We start from the raw sequence: 20,578 nt of genomic DNA on the forward strand, positions 1-20,578 counted from the left end.
ACATGGGCTGCTTTAGCTGTCAGCCAAATTGGTACAGCGATTTGTGCGCTTAGGGCTTAATAGGTTCTGTGTACTGACGTCAGGCTGAACTTAACCTGCAAAAAGACCCACTAAAGGAGAGCACCTCCGTGCAATTCATTAAAATTCTGGTTCTCAACGCTGTTTTGATTCTTGCAACCTATTCGCCAGCTGTTGCGCAATCGCTGTTCTCGACAGGGTCCAGTAGCGATACGGCTGTGACATTGCCTGACCCGCTGACGGAAGATGCCGCAAACGCGCTTATCTCTCGGCTTTCTGATAGCGAAGTGCGTTCGCTTTTGCTGGATCAGTTGAATACCCAAGCCGATGAAGCTGATGACGACGAAGCCCTTTCTGAATTGTTTCACCATGCGACGACAGGTGTCGTGGGTGCGGTGGCCTTGTCCGTAGAAAAACTGCCAGTGTTTTTTGAAAAGCAGCCTCAGGCTTTTGCAACGTTTTATGGCAAGATTGGGGGGGACGGCCTGCTTAAGTTACTGGGCTATCTGATCGTTATGTTTGGTGGGGCGACCATTGCTGAATTGATTTTCCGTCGCCTGATCAAAAAGTGGCAGATCAAACCACCGGCTGACTTTGACAACATTACGCTTCGGGAAACTGTTGTTTTCTTAGTGCAGCGCCTCGCCCGAGAGATTGTTGCCGTCTTTGTTTTCATCTTTGTCGCGATGAACATTGGTATGTCTATTATGCCGCCCTTTTTGGGTGGCGTCGTTGGGTTGGTCGCCCCGTACCTTATCGCTTTTCCACGTTTGATGGTTGCGATTGGCCGCTTCATGGTCGCGCCAAATAACCCACATTTTAGGCTGTTGAATGTTGATGACCGATCCGCAAAGGCCATGGTGTTCCACAACTTTGGTTTCGCGTTTCTGATCGGGTTTTCCATTGTTCTGGTCCAATTCAATCAATTTAACGGGCTACCACGTGGTGAAGCGGGCGTTAGGTTTTGGCTGAACCTTGCTGTTCATGTCTACCTTGCGGCGGTGATTTGGAAATACCGTGCGGCTATGGTGACGATGATGCGCGGTTTTGAGACTGATATTTCGCCCGCCGAAGATCGCGTTGCGCGTGCTTTTCCATATTTTGCCATTGCCGTCACGGTGGGCATTTGGTGGCTTATCCAGATCATCGTCAGCTATGGCAATTTAGAATTGTTGAATGGCGCACCGCACTACAAAACAATGACGTTGATGATTTTTGCACCAGCAATGGACACGTTGATCCGTGGGCTGGTGCGCCATCTGTCCCCCGCAATGAGCGGCGAAGGACCCGTGGCCGAACGTGCTTATTTGTCCGCTAAACGCTCCTTTGTACGGATCGGACGGGTGGTGGTGTTTGGGATTGTCCTGATGTTGATCGCAGGCTTTTGGGGTATCACGGCGTCCAATATCGCCACTGCCGGTTTTGGTCCGCAGCTTGCCGCCAAACTTTTGGAATTCCTGTTCATTGTCGCGATTGGCTATCTTATTTACGAAATCGTTTCGCTGTATTTCAATCGCAAGCTTGCGGCGGAACAGACGGCAGCAGGTTACATGCCCGACGAGGAAGCGGTTGGCGGTGATGGCGGCGGGGCAGGTGGGTCTCGGCTTTCGACAGTGTTGCCATTGATTCTTTTGGTGTCTCAAACCACGATTGTCATCGTGTTCCTGCTGCTTGGGCTTGGCAACATTGGGGTCGACACCACGCCGTTGTTGGCAGGTGCTGGTATCGCCGGTCTGGCCATTGGTTTTGGTGCGCAAAAGCTGGTCACTGATGTTGTGTCAGGTGTGTTCTTTTTGATCGATGATGCCTTTCGCACAGGCGAATACGTCGAGGTCGAAGGCACGATGGGCACGGTTGAGAAAATCTCGATCCGGTCCATGCAATTGCGTCACCACAAAGGCCCGGTTCATACCATTCCTTATGGCGAAATCCCTAAGATCACCAATTTCTCGCGCGATTGGGTGATCATGAAACTGCGCTTTACTGTGCCGTTTGATACGGATCCGAATAAGGTCAAAAAGATCTTTAAGAAAATCGGTCAGGACATGCTGACGTTGGACGAATTTAAAGACGATTTCCTACAACCTTTCAAATCGCAAGGGATGCTGGAAATTGATGACGTGGGCATGGTGTTTCGGGGCAAGTTTATGGCCAAGCCAGGCACGCAATTTACCATGCGCAAGGAAATCTTTAATCGCGTGAATGCTGCCTTTGCAGAAAACGGGATTGAATTTGCCCGTCGCGAAGTCCGTGTTGCTTTGCCGTCTATGGATGCCAAAGACCTGACGGCGGATGACCGTGCGGCGGTAGCCGCTGCTGCCACTCAGGCGGCGCAAGAGCAGTTGCCCCAAGATGGGCAGAAAGACGATCGGTGAGTCGGGCAGGTCTAACTGAAGTGGCTTAATGCGTGCGCGCCTTTGACGATCATTGAACATCGAAGGTCGTGACCCCGAACACCATATTTTCCAGTACTTCGGACGGGATCTGGCCAAACACGTCTTGGGCCTCTTGTCCGATGTTTTCGGACAAATCCAGCGGTGCGCCCGCAGTGCCTATGGCAAGCAGGACTTGACGCGTGGCACGCGATGGGCCTGACCGCGCCACGGGCGCTTCGAAGAGCGGCGTATTTCCGTCCAGTGTCACGAAAGGCGCGAGGTCTTGAACCACGCCGTTGTCGTCCACCAAAAGCAGCGTCACATAAAGACCACCTGCGCCCACGATGCGGCCGGATAGCAAATCACCGTTGGTCAGCGTGGCCGTGTCCAACGACAACCCGATGCGGTTGGCGGGATAGCTTTCGCTTTGGCGCAAGGCATCAAGCGCAGCGCATTGGCGGGGATCGAGCAATTCGAGCGTCTGCACAGGCGTAAAATCAAGGCCGTCAGTGATGCGCCGGGCAAGCGCATCAAGTTGGTCTTCGCGTGCGCCGACCATGGACAGACCGGCCAGCGCGCCGTCACCAACAACGCGGCGGGGCAGGGCAAGGGTGCACTGTTCTTGCGGAGTCGCGCGGATGCGACGCAGCAATTGACCGATCGCGATTTCTGAGGCCGAAGGATTGGCCAGCGGCGCGCGCGTGGGCGCTGTGGCAGTTTGTGTTTCGGCATCCGGTTCTGCGTCTGGGTCGGGAAGGTCAGGAGCGACTTCGGGGATTTCTGGCGTTTCCTCGACGACGTTTGGTTCCTCGACCGCGTCTGGTTCTGTGATGATGTCTGGTTCTGATGCGGGCTCTGGTTCTGCGACGATCTCTGGCGCGACTTCTGGTTCTGGTTCAATCACGGCAGGCGTTTCGACATTTGCATCAGGCAAAACGATTGGCGCGATGTCTTCGACGACGTCGGGTTGTAGCGTCGGAACCTCGGGCAGTTCGGGTTCAGGGGCCAACAGCGCAAGCACGTCTTCTTCTAATGGGGCCACACCGCTGCCGCCGGTGGCAAGCGGGTTCAACACGGTGTCGTCAATCGGGCTAAGATCATCGATGGCCAGCGCAAGATCGGGTTCGGGCAAGGGCAGGGGCGTCGGATCCGGCAAGTCAGGGATCGCGGCCACCTGTTCTTCGGGGGCGGGGTCATTAATGACGGGCTCGGGTTCAATCAGCTCTTCAGGCACGAGGAGCGGTGTGTCTTCGGGCTCGGGTTGAATTTCGGTCAGTTCTGGTAATGTCGGTTCCGGTTCGATGATTTCGGGTTCCGCAAGTTCGGGCTCAACCGGTTCAGGTGCGATCAATTCGGGTTCCGCAAGCTGGGGTTCCAGGGGGTCTGGTTCGATGACCTCAGGCTCTGTAACTTCTGGTTCCGTGACGTCTGGTTCGGCCACTTCTGGTTCTAGGACGTCTGGTTCTTGAACTTCGGGTTCCAGCAGTTCCTCTGCATCCGGTGCCAACAGTGCTTCATCCTCTGGGGCAAGCAATTCTTGGTCGTCAGGTGATAGGGCGGCAAGATCATCGGGGGCTTCGGCATCGGGTGCGTCGGGTTCGGTGATTACCGCGTCTTCGGGGACGAGATTGGTGTCGTCGACGGGTTCCAGTTCTTCGATGATATTGGCATCAAGAATTTCAAGGCTGACAGTGAATTCCGGGGCTTCATCAGGTTCGGGTGGGCGCGGTGTTAGGATCACGACGCCTGAATACACGACAAAAGACACAAGGGCCGCGTGTGTCGAGAATGACGCCGCAAATGAGCCATACCAGCTGAGGCCACCGGGGCGTCCGTGGGGCAGAAAGCTCATGGCTCGCCCTCGGTTCCGGCTTTGCCGTGCAGGGTGACCAGTTTGACGTTTACAGCCACCAGATTTTCCGCGGCGATCAAGTCCAGCAAAGTGCCAGCGCCCAGATCGCGGTCTGCAAGCACGTGTAAAGTTGGGAAATCGACCAGCAAAGCGGCAAGCGTGCCGGGTTCTAAGGGCACGCCGTCCAATGTCATTGCGGCATCTGCATCCACCGTCAACAACGGCTTAGGCAAAAGATCCAGAGGCAGTTGGGTTGTTTCAGGCAGGTCGATTTCGACGGAATCCGAGCTGATAAGCGTGCCGGTGGCCAGAAAGAAAAAGATCAGTAGCAAAACGATGTTCACGATCGCTAGCGAGCTGTCGATCGTTCTTGCGCGGCGGACTTCGGGTAGGCGGGTGTTGGACATTATGCACCCCCTCGGCTGATCTGAACGGCGCCGACATTGGCCCCCTCAAGTGCTTCGAGCGCGTGCGCTACGTCTTGGACGCGCGCTTGGGGTGTGACGATCAACACAACGTTGCCTGGTGTGCCTTCACCCAGTGCAGAGGCGAGATCGCTGAGCTGGTCCATGTTGTAGTCAAGTCCCGCCGAGCGCACGGTGCCATTGTTGACAGTCCACAACGTCGTGTTTGAGGCAGACGCTGGCGGTGCGGGTTGCGAAGGATCATTGCCTGCCCCGGCGCCAAGGCTGTCGGTGTCGGCATCCGCCACGTCTTGTGGCGCGGTTTTCAAGGTGATGAGCGAATAGGGCGCAAGGCTTGAGGACAGCATGAAAAAGATCAGCAACTGAAACATGGCGTCAGCCAATGGTGTCAGCACGAACTTATAGCGCCTTGGGCGCTCGGGCAGGGGTGCTTTGCGGGATGCCATTGCCTGCGGCCCCGATTACTTGACAGTGTTCGGGTCGACCCGTCCGTGGATGGCCGCGGACATCAGGGCTTCGATCATGTTGCGTTCGCGGTCGATGCGCCCTTCGAGCCAAGTGGCAATAAAGAAGGCAAACAGCGCCACAACAAGACCGGCGGCCGTCGTTGTCAGAGCAACATAAATACCGCCCGCAAGGGTCGTTGGATCAACGGCACCTTCCGCGACAGCGAGCACCGAAAACGCGTCGATCATGCCGATGACTGTCCCAAGAAGGCCAAGCATCGGCGCGGCCTGCACAACCATATCCAAGGCCCGCATCCGTTCGGACATGGTGGCCAATTCGATAATGGCGGTTTGGCGGCTGAGCTCTTCGGCATAGGTGACGTCGGTGGGGCGCGCTTGGATACCCGAGAAAACGGCCTGCAAAATGCGTGACAAAACAGAGCGGCGGCGGCCTGCTGCGCTGATCGCTTGGTCGACGCGCCCATTCAGCCAATCATCAAGGATCGTTTCAGCCTCGGCCCGTCGACCAACACCCATGCGCGAAAATTGCGCCGTTTTGTAAAAGCCGATGGCGATAGCGATGAGGGACAGAATGGCCAGCAGGCCGTAAACCCCAAGGGAAGCAATTTGAAAAATAGACATGTCGGTTTACTCGTTTCGCGCCGTGGGGTCGTTTAAAGACCGAAGGCAATGTCAGTACGGGAAGAGACGGTCAATTGTGACAGGCACGCATCGGAATCCGCGCCGGTGTCGTCAGCCAGCGAACACGTTGCGACATCGTTCACGATGATTTCGGACAGTTCGGCGCAGGCTGTGGGCAGGTTGTATTGCACGACCCGACGCTTTCCTGCGCTAAGCGCGCCCAATGGCAGGCCCAGAAGGTTGCGAAATACGCCATCAGATCCGAACACGGCTAAGCGCCATGTCACTTCTTCAAAATCTTGATCAAGCCCGTTGTGGCCAAAGAACACCAACTGGCACCCCCCTTCGGAAGAGGCTGTCGCGCGGTTCAATTCAAGGGAAATTTCGGGTGTCGCGTCCTGTGCAAACGCTGATGTGCCGGAAAGGGTAAGTACAAGGCTACATGCCAAAAGGGTACGAATCATGCGAACCTCCAGAAAAATGCAAACGTCAAAATGATGTATGCATTAGTCGAGAGTTCGTAGAAGACTGTCAACTCTTGTTTGGTCAATTCCTGCGAGGAAGCGCTAAGGTCACCCTTGCGCTGCCTTGTGGTGAATCAGCGGTAGACCCCAATCACATAGTCGATGCGCGCGGCTGACCCTTGTTTGCCCAAAAGCGCGGGTGCTTGTGCGACAAAGACTGGTGCCTCGACTGCGGGTCGTTTGGCGGCAGGTCGTTTGGCTGCTGCGCGGCGTTTCATCACTTTGGCAGGGGCAGCGATTGCTTTGCGTACCGCTGGGGCGATTGGCGCGACTTTGGTTGCTTCAGGTGCGACTTCGATCTGGTTTAAGTCAAAATCACCTAAGGCAGCTGTTTCCACTGGAGCTAACGCGGGGGCTTCGATCACTTGGGGAGTTGGAAGCGTCGGCGCGAGCGTTGCGAACTGCGCGGCATCTGGCACATGATCGGGGATCACAAAGCCGCTGTCTGTTGGAATGTTGTCTGGCGTTGCCAGCGCGGATGTTTGCACGTTCATGTTGAATTCGTGCAATGCCGACAGGCCAAGACCAGCGCCGCCTGAGATAGCGACCAACGAAAGCGAAAGGATGACTACGTTTTTCATAACCAACATATAACATAGCTTCTTGCAATTTTGAGGGGGAAGAATTCGAAAACAGGCCCAAATGCGGGCTTCTTGCAACATTTCGCCGGTTTGCGGAGTTTTTGCGCCTATAATTCCAATGGGTTGTAGCGGATTGTTGCCGTTTTGGCACCTTTGCAGTGCCGTAGCGTCCTTTGATTTTTCATGGTTTTCGCAAGAATCAGGTCGACGAAGGTATCTTGGCTTTGCAGAAACAGCCGCCTGCCTGTATGTATCGTAGCATTATCAAATGTCATTAAGGTGAATCGCCTGTGTTTCGGTCTTGTCGATCTATTCTAAGTGGTCTTGTCGCTGCCTTGTCTGTGCAGATGGCACCTTTTGCTTATGCGCAAGGTCTTGAGATCGCGCCGATTGGGTTCGATGTTGCCGAGGAAGGCGACAACCTTGTGTTGGCGGCTTTTGCTGCACCCAATGACACGCCATTGCTGGGACTGGTCCGTGGTGATGCAACGACGGTGGCGGCGCGGACCTCTGGCGGGTTGCCGCAACCTTCTATCATTGTGGGGCTGATCGCACCGGGCCTAGAAGAAGAATTCGGCCTTGAACGGTTGCTGCCTGCGACAGTGGAACAAGTGGGCTTTTCACTGGAAGATCTGGCCGCGCGTGAGGCGTTGCGCGAAAGCGATCCTGACATGTTCCGCCGATTGATTGAAGAAGGGCACCTTGACCCGGAAGCGGATCAGTTGAACCGGGTTTTGCAAATTGAACTGGCGCGTATGAATTGTTACCGCTCTGGCATTGATGGTGCTTGGGGGCCGGGGTCTCGGCGGTCGGTGGGCCAGTATTTCGGTCAACTTGCGTCGGTCGATTGGCCGGATGCTGCGCCAACGAATGATCTTATGCGGGCTATTATATTGAATGGCGATGTGGCGTGCCCAACGCCCGTGGCCGCGGCACCGCGTGCGACCACAACACGCCGAGCGACAACAACGCGCAGGACAACAACAACGACAACCCGGGCGACGAAGCCACGCGCTGCTGCGCCTGCGCCAAAGGCTGCGGCCCCTGCGGCAAAGAAAAAGCCCAAGTTGTCCATCGGCGGGTCGGGTGTGTTGCGCTAAGGTGTGGCATTGATTTTGTACCAAAGTTTGCTACATTCTTTTGCATGACACGAACAACTTCGGTGGCGCTTGGCGACCACTTTGCACAATTCATCAATGAACAAGTCGCGGCGGGGCGCTACGCTTCGGCCAGCGATGTGGTGCGCTCTGGGTTGCGCTTGCTAGAAGAACGCGAAGTGCAGATGACGGCCTTGCGCAGCGCGTTGGACGCGGGCGAGGCATCTGGTCTGCCAGAACCTTTCGATATTGATGCCTTTGTGGCGGGGCGGCGCGCGGCGGGATGACCGCCTATTTGCTGACGCCGGCGGCGCGTGCGGATTTGGATGACATCTGGGATTACACGAAAACGACATGGGGACTGGCGCAGGCCGAAACCTATTTGCGCGCGATTGATGCGGCTTGTGCAGGGCTTGCAACCCACGTGACCGTCAACCAAAGCGCTGAACACATTCGAGCCGGATATCGCAAAGCGTTTTGCGGACGGCATGTGCTGTATTATCGCCAAAACGACGGCGACACGATTGTCGTTCGCATCTTACATCAACGTATGGATGTCGATGCGCATTTGTTTTGAAGGAATTTAGGATATCGCAATTGTCAGCTTTTTGATTTTGCGTGTAGGCTAAAACAAAGCGCAGTCCCAAATTTCGGGGATCATTTGACACGCGAACAGGATATTTGAAATGGCGGATATTGCCTTACACGGTCCCGAGTTATTGAAATTGGTCGCTTTGGCCAAGAAACGTGACCTGAACTTTGCCTACTGCCCGGGCAACGATCCTGCAGAAGACGTGTTCGTTCTGGATCGCAAGAAAAATCCCGAGATTCTTGGTCGAAGTGCGCGCGGAGAAGGTTCGGGAACCAAAATCTGCTTTGGTACGGCCAAGGTTAAGGGCAAGGTGATGTTGCTAACCTGCGAGCGCGAGTTGCCGCAGACTGCCAAGAAACTTAAGAAATTCCTCAAATTTGAAAGCATCGCGATGAATATCGTGGTGATGGATATCGAGGGCAATATCCTTGAGGAAGACGTCGAGGACTTGGGCGAAGACCCCGACGAAGCCGACGATGCGGATGACGGTGCAGATGAGCAGTTGAACCAACTGAAATCACGGGCCGCAAAATTGCAGGTGGCGGTGAAGGATGTCCCGACCGAAGCACGACCACCTTTGACGAACGCCTTTAAGGACGCTGTTGGTGCGATGCAGGGCGGAAATCTGGACAAGGCAGATGCAACTTTTGCCAAGATTGAAGAGGCCATAACAAAGCTGGCAGATGCTGTTGCGAATAAACAAAGCGCCGCACCGAATCCGGCTCTTGGCAAGCTGACCGATGTGGCGGCGGGATTGTCCAAACGCATTGATGCGTTGGGGGGCGTTGATGGTGCTGACCGATTGCGCGCGGCACATGGTGTCTTGGAAGGGCAGATCGCGGCTGGTGACGTAAAGATTGCGGCAGGAACGGCCAAGGCATTGGGCGATGCGGTGTCCCGTGTAAGCGGTCAGGACAAAGTCGCACCGATTGAGCGTGCGCGGGCTGAGTGGATCAAAACCCGTAGTGACATGCGCGACGAAATCACCAAGCTGCAAGCCGAGATTGTGACAGTGTGCCAGGGTGACGATTTCCCCAATATAGCCAATGAATCCAAGACTTTGATTTCCTATTTGGACGCGTTTGATTCACGTTTGGAACGCGCGCTGGAAGCATTGGCGCAAGAAACAGATGCGGCGCGACGTGGTAAGTTGAGTGAAGCGGCGCGTTCGCTGATTAGCGCCTATCAAAACGAACTGGATACGCCGTTTTTTCAGGCTGTTGATGCAAAGAACGGTTTTAAACCGGTCAACGTACGCGCTGCAGCCATTACATCCTTAAATAAAGTGCAGGAGGCCTTGTCGGCTGCGGCCTAGTGTAAGTGGTTGAATGTTTGGGCCCGAAAGGGTCTGGTCTTCTTTTGCCTACACCTTTTACACCGCTAGTTGCAGCGGGCATCCGTCGTCAGACGGCGCCTGTGATCGGATGCAGGTCCATGTATAGGCTTGATAAGAATAATTCTTCGTCGATGGCGAAGCGGGAGGCGACGATGCAGCGGTTTGAATTTGACAAGGTGGTTCTTGAGCTGCCCGATCACTTGCTTGATGCAAATTTGACCAAAAAAATGCAATCTGGTCAGTATGAAGAAAGCGAAGCGCGCGCGGCCCGGATGCGGGTCAAAAAGGGGAGCCGCGTTTTAGAGCTTGGTGGCGGTGTCGGATATATCAGTTCTGTTTGCGCGCAAATCACTGATCCGGCCAATATTGTCACAGTCGAAGCCAACCCAAATACGTTGGACGTCATCCGCCATAATCTGGATTTAAATGGCGCATCAAAAGCCCAACTTATTCATGGGGCGGTGGTTGGGCGCGACGCCGATATGGACACGGTGTTGTTTCGCGTCGGGAGAGTGTTTTGGGGGTCCTCCATCGCCGACGCTCGGTCACCATCCGAGGATGTGGTTGAAGTGCCTGCAGTCTTAATCACTGATCTGTTCCGGGCACATCGGCCAAACATTGTCATCATCGACATCGAAGGCGCTGAACAACATTTGTTTGATCGCCCTTGGCCCCAACATGTTCGTCAGGTCATTATGGAAATCCACCCTAAAAGATATCCTGCAAGTAAGATCAAAGACATTGTCGACTGCATGTCAAAGAGCGGTTTGACCTATGATCCCGGGTGCTCTCGAGGTGCGCTGTTGGCGTTTCGACGCGTATTTAAAGATCCGGAATCGTAAGGTTGCGCTGTTAGGGTTCGCTAGATTGATGGCACGATCAGGTGCAACCCATCGAGCGCATCGTCCGCAATGATCTGACAGGACAGACGGCTGGTTGGGGTGCGCTCGGCCTCTGTTGCGTCAAGCATTGCGTCTTCGAAATCGCCGACTTCGCCGGTTTTGTTGGCCCACGCCGGGTCAACAACCACATGGCACGTGGCACACGACAGGTTGCCGCCGCATTCGCCGATGACGCCAGTGATGTTACCTGCAATTGCCGCTTCCATCATGTTTGTGCCGGCTGCAACTTCGGTCGTGACGGAAGAACCGTCTTGTTTCGTCCAGTTCACTTTCATTTTCATCGCTCCTAAACGAAATACATATAGAAATCGCGCAAACCGGCGTCATCCAACGTTTCGGTTTTTTCGACTTCTTGTTGTTTCATAAAGATATGGTTGGCGCACAGTTCTGAACCAACGGCTGCGCAAAGGTCTGTGTCTGCCTCAAGCGCTGCGATCGCGTCTGCAAGGTTTGTGGCGGTGCCTTCGGTAGCGTCCGTGGTTTCAAACCCGTCGCCAGTTTCCATGGCTGGAAGGGCAGCGCCTGCTTCAAATCCCAAACGTGCGGCCTGCAAAACAGCGGCGACTGCGGTGTATGGGTTGGCAGAGGCATCCGCCATCCGGTGTTCCATACGCGCCTTTGCCCCGCCTTCGGTGCTGACCCGTGTGGTCACGTTGCGGTGGTCGCCGCCCCAGTTTTGCCAATAGCCAGACAAGGACGCCGGGGCCAAACGCTTGTACGAATTCGCAGTTGGTGCGATTAGACCTGCAAGCGCTTGGTGATGGGTCAGTAGGCCTGAAATACAACCACGCGCCAGTGGGGTCAGGTGGTCAGGGCCGCCTTGATCGCCATCCGCGACAACATTGCGGCCATCTTTGTCTGAGAATGAGAAATTGATGTGCATACCAGAACCACCAGCTTCGGCGACGGGTTTCGGCATAAACGTCAGGATCACACCCGATTGATAAGCGACCTCGCGGCTCATTTGGCGGAACAATACGATGTCGTCGACGGCTTTGACTGCGTCATCAAACGCGAGTGTGTATTCGAATTGCTGCGCGTCATATTCGGCTGTGATCATATCAAGGCGGAAACCAAGCCGTTCCGCAGTTTCCCAGATTTTGTCGTTAAAGCCGCGTGGGTCTGTAAAGGGACCAGTGCCGTAAACCACCGCGCCTTTGCTTTCGTAAGGCACCAGATTGCCGTCATCATCATGGACGAAAGCAAAGGCTTCCAGTTCGATCCCGGCTTTGGGGGTCAGGCCATGCGCGCCCCAATCGGCAACCGCACGTTTCAACGCACCGCGTGGGCACAAGGCTAGCGGAGCACCTGCGTCATCAAACAGATCACCCAACACAATCTTGGTATTGGCTTCCCAACCATTACGAATGTCGTCGGCGCGCCAATGCAGCGCCATATCTGGCAGGCCTTCCATCATCTTAGCGCCTGGCGCTGGCAGAAGATCACGGTCATAGTGCACACCAAAGGTCGAACGGCAGAACCGTGTTTCATCATCTTTGATCTTTGACGCGGGCAGGTATTTGCCGCGCATGATGCTTAGGTGATCGCAGAACATTGCTCTTAGACGGTCGGCCATGGTTCTCTCCCTTTTCGTTATTTTAGTGTGACGCGGACAGGCAGCGATTTGATGCCACCCACGAAATTTGAACGCAGGAAGGTATGTGGCCCTGCGGCTTCGATTTTTGTGATGCGTTTGGCGAGTTCTTGAAACAGAATGCGGACTTCTAGGCGTGCGAGCCACATGCCCAAGCATACATGTGGGCCGCCTTGCCCGAACGAGACATGTTTGTTCGGGGTGCGCGCCAAGTCGACCTGGAATGGGGTGTCAAAAACGGCCTCGTCCCGATTGGCCGAGGCAAACCAATAGAGTACCTTGTCGCCTGCTTTGATGGTTTTGCCGTGGATTTCGTAGTCGGTCAAAGCGGTGCGTCGGAAGTAGCTGGCGGGTGTGGCCCAGCGAATGATCTCGTCCGGTGCGGTGTTCCAAATGTCACCGCCTGCTTGCATTTGCCCAAGCAGTTCGGGCTGATGACACATGGCCTGCATGCCTGCCGCAATCGAATACCGCGTGGTGTCGTTGCCCGCCGCGACCAGCAAACAAAAGAAGTTGCGGAACTCGCTTTCGGAAATTGTGGACTCGTCGCGACCCGGTTGCAGGATCATATGCAAGATGCCGCTGGTGTCGCCGCTTTTGTTCTTTTTATCCATCATGTCCTTGGCATAGGTATAAAGCTCTGCGCCAGCGGGGGAATTGAACGGCATCATGCGGAATTCATCCGTCGTCATTTTATCCAAAACATGATCGGTGAAGTCGGGGTCGGTGTTGGCAATCAGCGCGTCACCTTTTTCGACAAGCCAAGGTAGGTCTTCATCCGGCGTGCCAAGGATGCGGCCAAGCATGCGCATCGGCAAAACCCGCGCGATCTTGCGTGTCGCGTCAAATTCGCCTTCGGGCAGGACTTCGTCCAAAATCTCTGTGCACAGCATGCGGATGTCTGTGTTGAATTCCTCGATCACGCTTTTGGAAAATGCTTTGGCCAGTTTAATGCGGGTGTTCATGTGCTCTGGCGGGTCCATTTCTTGGAAAGTACGGCGGGCGATGACCTCTTCGGGGGTTTGGTCTTCCATGCGGATGCCGTGGGCAGATGAAAACACCTTGGCGTTTCCGTTCAATTCTAAAATGTCGGCATGCCGCGTGATCGACCAAAACCCTTTGCCGTCGGCCCATTCGGTCCAGTGGATCGGGTCGTCGTCGCGCAGGCGTTTGAAGGTGTTGTGCGGTGGGCCTGCCATAAACGTGTCGTGGCTGGTTAGATCGGCATGCCCATCATCGGTTGGTATCCAGATCGTCATTGTGGAGCATCCTTGTGGCTTGATAAAATATACGGATACATTCTATAAATATACAATAAATTTCATGCCCTTGGAGTGAATTAATGCACATCGCGGTTCTCATGACGAACACGGATGAAAGCCCATTCGCCCAAGAACACCCCAAGGATGGTGAGAAGTTTATAAACCTTATCAGCACTGTAAGACCTGATTGGCAGTTGAGTGTTTTTGCCGTTAAGGACGGTATTTTCCCGCAAGACATCACCGCTTTTGACGGGGTGATCATCACTGGCAGTCCTGCGTCTGTGCACGATTATATGCCGTGGGTTGCGCCATTGCTGGATCAGATTCGCGTGGCCTTTCAAAGTGAAACGCCAATTTTCGGTGCCTGTTTTGGACATCAGGCGATTGCTGTTGCATTGGGGGGGGCGGTGACGCGCAACCCCGATGGGTGGGCGTTCGGGCTGTTGGATGTGCAGGTCACTAAGGCTGTGCCGTGGCTAGATGCCTCGCAAAGCCTGCTGCAATACGGTGCCCATATCGAACAGGTCACGCAATTGCCCAAAGGTGCCGAGCCGATTTTTGCGACCAATGGCTGTCCGGTGGCGGGGTATGTGATTGGGGATCGAGTCTATTCCACGCAAAATCACCCCGAAATGACGCCAGATTTCATCGCGGCATTGGTGGCGGAATATGCGGATAAGCTGCCCGCAGACGTGGCGAAACGGGCGCAGGCGTCTTTGACACGGGTGGCTGATACGGATTTGTTCGCCCAGTCCATCGTCCGGTTCTTTGAGCGCGCGGGGGCCTGATTACCGCACCGATGCAATCATGTGCATCACAGTTTCGCGGTCGTAATTGAAATGATCCGCCATGGCCTGCCGCGCTGCTTTGGCGTCGTGGTTCAGAATGTATTCAGCGATCGTAACATGTTCACGTACCGATGTTTCGATCGCGCATGGGGTGCGATAGCGAAGACGGTAGTAGGCCATTAACTTTCGTGCATTCAGCTTGATCAGATCGATCAGAAACGGGTTGGCCGAGGCCAGTGCGATGACTTCGTGAAACCGCATGTTAAGCGCGTAATATTCTGTATGATTGCCAGCCTGATCGGCGCTTGCAAAGTCGCGGCATGCGGCAACTGCTTGTGTCAGTTCCGTTTTTTGGGTCGGTGAAATCCGCAACGCAGCCAGTTCAGTTGCATGGGCTTCAAGATTTGCATGGAGTTCGAGAATAGACAGGAATTCTTCGACAGTTGGTTCGAAAACGCGGATGCCTTTGCGTGGATGGCGCACCATCAGGCCGTCGGCCTCTAACTGGATCAACGCCTCGCGTACTGGGGTGCGCGACACACCGCAGATATCCATCAGGTGTTTTTCGTCAATCTGGCCGCCGGGAAGTAAATCACCGCGATCAATCCATGCGATGATCGTATCGGTGACAGAGGCGGTTTGCTTGGGTTTGGCCATATCTGAACGCCTTCTTGTCCTGCAATCGGGCTTAATTTGACCTTAGTACAAATGCAACGGGGCGGGCCAATTCGCTGGCCCGCCCGTGGCGCTTAAAAGCGCGACGCTGTCTTGTGTTCTATCTGTCCGCTTCAGACAGCTGCAAAACCTGCGTCCAATGCGGACAAGATTGTTGAGGCCTCGTCCTCTGACAGGATCAAAGGCGGGGACAAGATCAGGTTCGGACCCGAGACGCGCACCATTGCACCGTTTTGATAGGCCACTTCTTGCACCACTGCGGTGGTCGGGCCATCGATTGGCGCTTTGGTTGTGCGATCGCTGACCATTTCGATGGCTGTCATTAGGCCGTGACCCCCACGAACATCACCGATGATGTTGTGCTTTTCCATCAATGAAAGACAGCCTTCATAAAGCTGCGTGCCTCGTGCGGCGGCATTGTCGATCACGTTCAAACGCTTGGTTTCTTCTAAACAAGCTAGGGCGGCAGCGGCCCCGACAGGGTGGCCGGAATAGGTGTAGCCGTGGCCGATTTTGGCGGAAGGGTTGCCTTCGAACACTTCGACCATGCGTTCGCCTAGCATCACGGCTCCGAAAGGGAAGTAGCCGTTTGTGATCGCTTTGGCGGTTGCCATCATGTCGGGCTTGATGCCCCAAAGGCGCGCGCCGGACCATGCACCTGTGCGGCCAAAGGCGGTGATGACTTCGTCTGTGATCAACAAGATGCCATTGCGGTTACAGATTTCTTGTACCTTGGGTGCAAAGGATTTGTGCGGTGGAATAACACCCCCGGCGCCAAGGATCGGTTCCATAATCATTGCGGCAATGGTGCCCGCCCCTTGAAACGCGATTTCGTCCTCAAGCGCTTGCAAGCAAAGCTGCGCTAGCTTTTCGGGATCGGATTCATTGAACGGATTGCGATAGGTGTAGGGGGCAGGGATATGGTAACAGCCCGGCATTAGCGGTTCATAAGCCGTGCGGAAATTCGCGTTGCCGTTGACTGATGCGCCGCCCAAATGTGTGCCGTGATACCCTTTTTTGAGGCTGAGGAATTTGATGCGCCCCGATTCGCCCCGCAGCTTGTGGTACTGTCGCGCCAACCGAAGTGCCGTTTCCACGGAGTCCGACCCGCCAGATGTAAAAAATGCGCGTTGCAGTCCGTCTGGGGCGAAGAATTGGTTCAGCTCGTAGGACAGTTCAATCGCGGCGTCGTTCGATGTGCCGCGGAAGGTTGAATAGTAGGGCAGTTCATTCAGCTGTGCGGCAATTGCGTCTTTCACGGGTTGGCACGAGTACCCCAAGTTGACGTTCCACAATCCACCAACGCCGTCGACGACTGTGTGACCATCAATATCGGTAATGTTCACGCCGTGCGATCCGGTGATGATCTTAGGAGGCTGGTCGATCGTGTCCTTTGGGGACGTCATCGGGTGCCACATCAATTTACCGTTGTGTTCTTTTAGAAAGTTCGAGTCTTTCATGACGTCGTGTCCAATTCTTGATGAGGTGATGTGGCGTGAAGCCATGCTTTTTCAATAGAGGCGGGTATGACTCCGCCCCAGCTTTTTGTGATATGACGGCTTGCTGCCATCAATTCGGTTTGGATGATGCTCTCAAGTTCGGGTGTGAAGCGGGAGGCGACACTGGCGACCGACACAGCACCTGCGAGCAGTCCCGTCTGATCAAAGATCGGAGCTGAAATGCTGTTTATGTCTCTTTGGTAACGCCCGTCTGAACGCGCCATACCAACAGTGCGGGTATCGGCGACAAGCGCCTGCAATGCTTCGGGCGTTGTGGGGGTCAGATCCGTGTAGGTTTTAAGATCGTTGCAGGCCAAATCGAAAAGATCGTCGGGCCCAAATGCGACTGCGCAGACACCTGATGCCGTCGCATGAAGCGGGAATTTTGTGACGTCGATGACGGCGCGCGTGCTGTGTTGTGGCGACTCGCGCGATATCAAAGCAAACATGGTTGTCCCCGAAAGGACCGAAACGTGTGCCGTTTCGCCTGTTTTTTCCGCAAGGGCGACCAGGGCGGTTTCAGCCCCTTCTTTACGGGGAACCGTTGCTTCGCGCATGCGACCAAGCTGAAGCAAGGCAGGCCCAAGGCGGTAGCGTTTTGATGTGGTATTTTGTTCGATGAACCCTGCTTTTTCAAGAACTTGCAGGTGCCGGTATGTCGTCGCCTTGTCGCGTTTGGCAAGGCGGCACATTTCTGACAGCCCGATTTCGGGTTGGGTCAAAGTGAAAAGCGAAAGTAGCTCAAGTGCTTTGGATGCTGACGACATTGGATACGTGATCCTTCCCGATCTAAGAAAAAATTTGACACATGCCGGTGAACGGGGCAAGCTATTTTTAATAACAACGGTTTGATATATGAACCGATCAATGGGAGTATACAATGTCTAAAATCATGAAATCCGCCTCTGCTATGGCGTTGGTTATGGCGGCGGTTGCCGGCAGTGCGCAGGCCGAATATCCAGAGAAACCGGTTGAGTTTGTTGTACCGTGGCCTCCTGGTGATCTTGAGGACGTGCTGACACGCATGATCGCCGAGGACTTTTCAGAAGCTTATGGCGTTCCAACGGCTGTTGTGAACAAGCCCGGCGGCGGCGGCGGCCCATTCCCCGGTGCGATCGAAGTGGCGAACGCGCCTGCTGATGGTTACACAATCGGGTCTTTCATCATCGCGATCCCTGTTGTTGGCCCACAGATCGGCATCCCAGAGCTGAACCCTGATCCGTTTGTGCCCCTTGGCAACTTTTTGACTTACCCATTCGTTATCGCAGCTGGCGGCAATGCCCCATACGATGACATGGCGGGCCTTGCCGCACACGCAAAAGACAACGACGTTGTTCTGGGTCACTTTGGTGCACCTTTGGTGCCCACGCAGGTTACTCTTGGCCTCGCGGCTGAATTGGGCTTTTCCTATGCGTCTGATGCGGCGTTTGATGCCTTGGATTGCAACACATTGGCCTCGGGCGATGTTGATGTGATCAACACGACGCTTCAGCTGATCTTGCCTTGCATTGATGACGTCAAAGTTCTGGCCTCTATCGGTGCAGAACGCATCAGCTTGACGCCGGACACGCCGACCGTGGCCGAACTGGCGCCTGATCTGAACGTATCGCTTTGGAACGGTCTGTTTGTCCATGCGGACACACCGCAAGACGTGCAAGACAAGATCATCGCTGTCGCTGAAAAGACAATGGCATCCGAGCGCGCACAAACATTGGCCGCTGAAACCGGTGCTTTGGTTTACTGGCAACCTGCCGCCGAAGTTGTCACGCAGATTGAACAGGACATCGCAACGATGGGCCACATTGGCGAAATTCTCGGCCAATAAGCCAACATTCCTAAACTTGGCCGGGCAGCGCATCTGCCGCCCGGTTAAACTTATGCTTAGGATCGGAGTTACCGTATGTCCCGGGTTAAGACTCTTCAAAACCTGTTTAAACGTTACAGACGACCGGGCGACATTGTGTTCGCATGGTTTGTATTTCTGCTTTCGGCCTTTTTGATCCTGCAAGTTGCTGATCAGACGACCTGGAAATCTGGTTCAAAACTATTTGCACAGCCACGCTTTTGGCCTGCGGTGTCGCTGGGCTGCATGACGCTGTTTGCGGCTTTTCACCTGCTTGGGTCGGCGTTGTCTGAACGCATTCAAGGCCGTTGGCGGGAAGTTTTGCTTTGGGCCTCTGCTTTGGAATATGCGGCTTGGTTTATCGCATACGCCAGCATCCTTCCTTACACAGGTTACCTTTTGACAACGATTGTCTTTGCGGTCGCCCTAAGTCTTCGCGTTGGATATCGCAGCAAACGCATGTTGATTGCGGCTGTAGCAACCAGCCTTGTGATCGTTTTGTTGTTTAAGACGCTCCTGCAAGTCAATTTACCGTCTGGTCTGATTTACGAAAGCCTGCCGGATGGGCTTCGCCAAATCATGCTGACTTATTTCTGATCGGAAAACGTTATGGAAAACATATTTGCCGGGTTAGAAATGCTCGCTCGATGGGACGTGTTGGTGGCCTTGTTGGTTGGATCCATCGGGGGTGTCATCATTGGCGCAATTCCCGGGGTTGGACCTGCTGTGGCGATTGCGATTTTGTTGCCTGCCACGTTCTCGCTTGATCCGATTGTGGGTTTGACGATGCTGTTGGGGATTTACGGATCGTCCATGTATGGCGGCGCAATACCTGCGGTTTTGATCAATACTCCCGGTACGGCGGTGAATGCATTGACGTCTTATGACGGCTACCCCATGACCGAAAGAGGAGAGGCGCACCGCGCCGTATCTTTGGCTTATTCCGCGTCATTCTGGGGTGGCATCTTTGGCATCGGGTGTTTGATATTACTGTCACCTGTGTTGGCATTGATCGCACCAATGTTTGGCAGTCGGGAAATCTTCTTGGCCGCTTTGTTGGGTATCATTTTGGTGGTACTGGCCCACCGAGGTCAAATTTTTGCCGCTGGCATGCTGGCAATGTTCGGCATCTTTTTGCAGACCGTTGGCCTTGATGCTGTGACGTACACTCAGCGGTATACGTTTGGGTATTCGTTCCTGAGTTCTGGTATCAACTTGATTGTTGTTGTGTTGGGCTTGTTTGCGCTGAGCCAAGCGTTTTTCTTGCTGACGGCCCCCGATGGCAGCCCAGAGGCAAAGCCGATCACCGGTAAAATGGGCGCTGGCATCAAAGAATTGATGAAACACAAACGCGTCGCGACTGTGGCTTCCGCTTTTGGTGTGGTGCTTGGCATGATCCCCGGCACCGGCGAATTCACGGCCCAGTTCATGAGCTATACCTACGCGCAAAAGACGTCGAAGGAGCCGGAGCTGTTTGGCAAAGGTTCACCTGAAGGTTTGATTGCATCCGAAGCCGCTAACAACGCGGTGCCTGCCGCTGCGATGATCCCTCTTTTGGCGCTTGGTATCCCGGGCGAGGCTTTGACGGCGATGATGTTGTCGGTGTTTTATGTGCACAATGTTATTCCGGGCCCTCAGTTGTTCCAGAACAATATCGATCTGGTGTACGGCCTGTATTTCGCGTTGATCGCGTTGAATGTCATCGTGATGATCTTTTTGCTGTTCTCGACAAATGTGCTGACCAAAATCATTCGCATCCCGACCCGTTTCTTGGGTGTGATGATCTTGCTGTTGTCCTTTGTGGGTGTCTATTCCCTGCGAAATTCACTGACGGATTGCATGATCGCAGCGGGCTTTGGGGTGTTCGGTTTGATCCTGAAACGCCTGAATTTGCCTATCGTGCCGATTATCTTGGGCATGGTTTTGGGCGGCATCATGGAAGTTAAACTGCGCTCGGCGTTGCCACGTCTCAAGACCCCGCTTGATATGATCGACCGCCCGATCACGGCGATCCTTTTTGTGGTGATCCTTTTGGTTGTAGGCATGCACATTCGTGGCTTGATCAAGGAATGGCGCACAACGCCTGAGAATGACGATCACGATCTTTCTGATACGTTCCAACGGTAG

General features: G+C 54.5%; 22 protein-coding genes. 10 read left to right on the forward strand and 12 right to left on the reverse strand.

Annotation, left to right across the window (positions count from 1 at the left end; translation table 11 throughout):
• The first annotated feature begins 128 nt into the window (after positions 1–128).
• Positions 129–2,393 (forward strand): mechanosensitive ion channel family protein, encoded by a 2,265-nt coding sequence (locus tag ABJF76_RS19400; protein WP_413819971.1) that lies wholly within the window; start codon positions 129–131, stop codon positions 2,391–2,393.
• 49 nt (positions 2,394–2,442) lie between these two features.
• Here the strand turns inward: ABJF76_RS19400 and ABJF76_RS19405 are convergent, their stop codons facing one another.
• The 6 genes from ABJF76_RS19405 to ABJF76_RS19430 form a co-directional block, all read right to left on the reverse strand.
• Positions 2,443–4,245, reverse strand: a complete 1,803-nt coding sequence (locus tag ABJF76_RS19405; RefSeq protein ID WP_413819970.1) for a hypothetical protein — start codon at positions 4,243–4,245, stop codon at positions 2,443–2,445.
• Positions 4,242–4,652, reverse strand: coding sequence for an ExbD/TolR family protein (locus tag ABJF76_RS19410; protein WP_413819969.1), 411 nt, complete (start codon positions 4,650–4,652; stop codon positions 4,242–4,244). The genes ABJF76_RS19405 and ABJF76_RS19410 overlap by 4 nt, the downstream gene beginning before the upstream one ends.
• A complete protein-coding gene (locus ABJF76_RS19415) occupies positions 4,652–5,116 on the reverse strand; it encodes an ExbD/TolR family protein (RefSeq protein WP_413819968.1) in 465 nt (154 codons plus the stop codon). Before ABJF76_RS19415 ends, ABJF76_RS19410 begins: the two co-directional genes overlap by 1 nt.
• Before the next feature lie 15 nt (positions 5,117–5,131).
• Positions 5,132–5,758 (reverse strand): MotA/TolQ/ExbB proton channel family protein, encoded by a 627-nt coding sequence (locus tag ABJF76_RS19420; RefSeq protein WP_413819967.1) that lies wholly within the window; start codon positions 5,756–5,758, stop codon positions 5,132–5,134.
• A gap of 32 nt (positions 5,759–5,790) precedes the next feature.
• Entirely contained in the window at positions 5,791–6,222 is a 432-nt protein-coding gene (locus ABJF76_RS19425; protein ID WP_413819966.1) for a hypothetical protein, read from the reverse strand.
• A 134-nt stretch (positions 6,223–6,356) separates the two neighbouring features.
• Positions 6,357–6,872 (reverse strand): hypothetical protein, encoded by a 516-nt coding sequence (locus tag ABJF76_RS19430; RefSeq protein WP_413819965.1) that lies wholly within the window; start codon positions 6,870–6,872, stop codon positions 6,357–6,359.
• Between the two features lie 281 nt (positions 6,873–7,153).
• Here ABJF76_RS19430 and ABJF76_RS19435 point away from each other — a divergent pair, with 281 nt between their 5' ends.
• The 5 genes from ABJF76_RS19435 to ABJF76_RS19455 all read left to right on the forward strand — a co-directional run bounded on the left by ABJF76_RS19435 (position 7,154) and on the right by ABJF76_RS19455 (position 10,730).
• Complete coding sequence (locus ABJF76_RS19435) at positions 7,154–7,963, forward strand: hypothetical protein (RefSeq protein WP_413819964.1); 810 nt, start codon at positions 7,154–7,156, stop codon at positions 7,961–7,963.
• A gap of 44 nt (positions 7,964–8,007) precedes the next feature.
• Positions 8,008–8,247, forward strand: a complete 240-nt coding sequence (locus ABJF76_RS19440) for a type II toxin-antitoxin system ParD family antitoxin (protein WP_413819963.1) — start codon at positions 8,008–8,010, stop codon at positions 8,245–8,247.
• On the forward strand, positions 8,244–8,537 hold the full coding sequence (locus tag ABJF76_RS19445) for a type II toxin-antitoxin system RelE/ParE family toxin (protein ID WP_413819962.1): 294 nt from the start codon (positions 8,244–8,246) through the stop codon (positions 8,535–8,537). The genes ABJF76_RS19440 and ABJF76_RS19445 overlap by 4 nt, the downstream gene beginning before the upstream one ends.
• A gap of 109 nt (positions 8,538–8,646) precedes the next feature.
• Positions 8,647–9,867, forward strand: a complete 1,221-nt coding sequence (locus ABJF76_RS19450) for a hypothetical protein (protein ID WP_413819961.1) — start codon at positions 8,647–8,649, stop codon at positions 9,865–9,867.
• A gap of 173 nt (positions 9,868–10,040) precedes the next feature.
• On the forward strand, positions 10,041–10,730 hold the full coding sequence (locus ABJF76_RS19455) for an FkbM family methyltransferase (RefSeq protein ID WP_413819960.1): 690 nt from the start codon (positions 10,041–10,043) through the stop codon (positions 10,728–10,730).
• A gap of 20 nt (positions 10,731–10,750) precedes the next feature.
• Here the strand turns inward: ABJF76_RS19455 and ABJF76_RS19460 are convergent, their stop codons facing one another.
• The 3 genes from ABJF76_RS19460 to ABJF76_RS19470 are packed head-to-tail and all read right to left on the reverse strand — an operon-like array spanning position 10,751 to position 13,643.
• A complete protein-coding gene (locus ABJF76_RS19460; protein WP_413819959.1) occupies positions 10,751–11,065 on the reverse strand; it encodes a 2Fe-2S iron-sulfur cluster-binding protein in 315 nt (104 codons plus the stop codon).
• Positions 11,066–11,076: 11 nt separating this feature from the next.
• Positions 11,077–12,366 carry a glutamine synthetase gene (locus ABJF76_RS19465; RefSeq protein ID WP_413819958.1) on the reverse strand — a complete coding sequence of 430 codons (1,290 nt, stop codon included), beginning with the start codon at positions 12,364–12,366 and terminating at the stop codon, positions 11,077–11,079.
• A gap of 17 nt (positions 12,367–12,383) precedes the next feature.
• Positions 12,384–13,643 (reverse strand): cytochrome P450, encoded by a 1,260-nt coding sequence (locus ABJF76_RS19470; RefSeq protein WP_413822642.1) that lies wholly within the window; start codon positions 13,641–13,643, stop codon positions 12,384–12,386.
• An 83-nt stretch (positions 13,644–13,726) separates the two neighbouring features.
• On the opposite strand from ABJF76_RS19470, the gene ABJF76_RS19475 reads away from it, so the two are divergent.
• On the forward strand, positions 13,727–14,434 hold the full coding sequence (locus ABJF76_RS19475) for a type 1 glutamine amidotransferase (RefSeq protein ID WP_413819956.1): 708 nt from the start codon (positions 13,727–13,729) through the stop codon (positions 14,432–14,434).
• On the opposite strand, the gene ABJF76_RS19480 is transcribed toward ABJF76_RS19475, so the two are convergent.
• The 3 genes from ABJF76_RS19480 to ABJF76_RS19490 all read right to left on the reverse strand — a co-directional run bounded on the left by ABJF76_RS19480 (position 14,435) and on the right by ABJF76_RS19490 (position 17,375).
• Positions 14,435–15,091: a GntR family transcriptional regulator gene (locus ABJF76_RS19480; RefSeq protein WP_413819955.1), complete on the reverse strand. Its 657-nt coding sequence runs from the start codon at positions 15,089–15,091 to the stop codon at positions 14,435–14,437. It abuts the gene before it with no gap.
• A gap of 131 nt (positions 15,092–15,222) precedes the next feature.
• A complete protein-coding gene (locus ABJF76_RS19485; protein WP_413819954.1) occupies positions 15,223–16,569 on the reverse strand; it encodes an aspartate aminotransferase family protein in 1,347 nt (448 codons plus the stop codon).
• A complete protein-coding gene (locus ABJF76_RS19490) occupies positions 16,566–17,375 on the reverse strand; it encodes an IclR family transcriptional regulator (RefSeq protein ID WP_413819953.1) in 810 nt (269 codons plus the stop codon). The genes ABJF76_RS19485 and ABJF76_RS19490 overlap by 4 nt, the downstream gene beginning before the upstream one ends.
• A gap of 113 nt (positions 17,376–17,488) precedes the next feature.
• Here ABJF76_RS19490 and ABJF76_RS19495 point away from each other — a divergent pair, with 113 nt between their 5' ends.
• From ABJF76_RS19495 to ABJF76_RS19505, 3 genes are all read left to right on the forward strand, one after another.
• Positions 17,489–18,433 carry a tripartite tricarboxylate transporter substrate binding protein gene (locus ABJF76_RS19495; RefSeq protein WP_413819952.1) on the forward strand — a complete coding sequence of 315 codons (945 nt, stop codon included), beginning with the start codon at positions 17,489–17,491 and terminating at the stop codon, positions 18,431–18,433.
• 75 nt (positions 18,434–18,508) lie between these two features.
• Entirely contained in the window at positions 18,509–19,048 is a 540-nt protein-coding gene (locus ABJF76_RS19500) for a tripartite tricarboxylate transporter TctB family protein (RefSeq protein WP_413819951.1), read from the forward strand.
• 12 nt (positions 19,049–19,060) lie between these two features.
• The gene (locus ABJF76_RS19505) at positions 19,061–20,578 is read left to right on the forward strand and encodes a tripartite tricarboxylate transporter permease (protein ID WP_413819950.1); all 1,518 of its coding nucleotides are present in this window, start codon (positions 19,061–19,063) and stop codon (positions 20,576–20,578) included.

This window comes from Tateyamaria sp. (assembly GCF_039940735.1).
Classification (GTDB): Bacteria; Pseudomonadota; Alphaproteobacteria; order Rhodobacterales; family Rhodobacteraceae; genus Tateyamaria.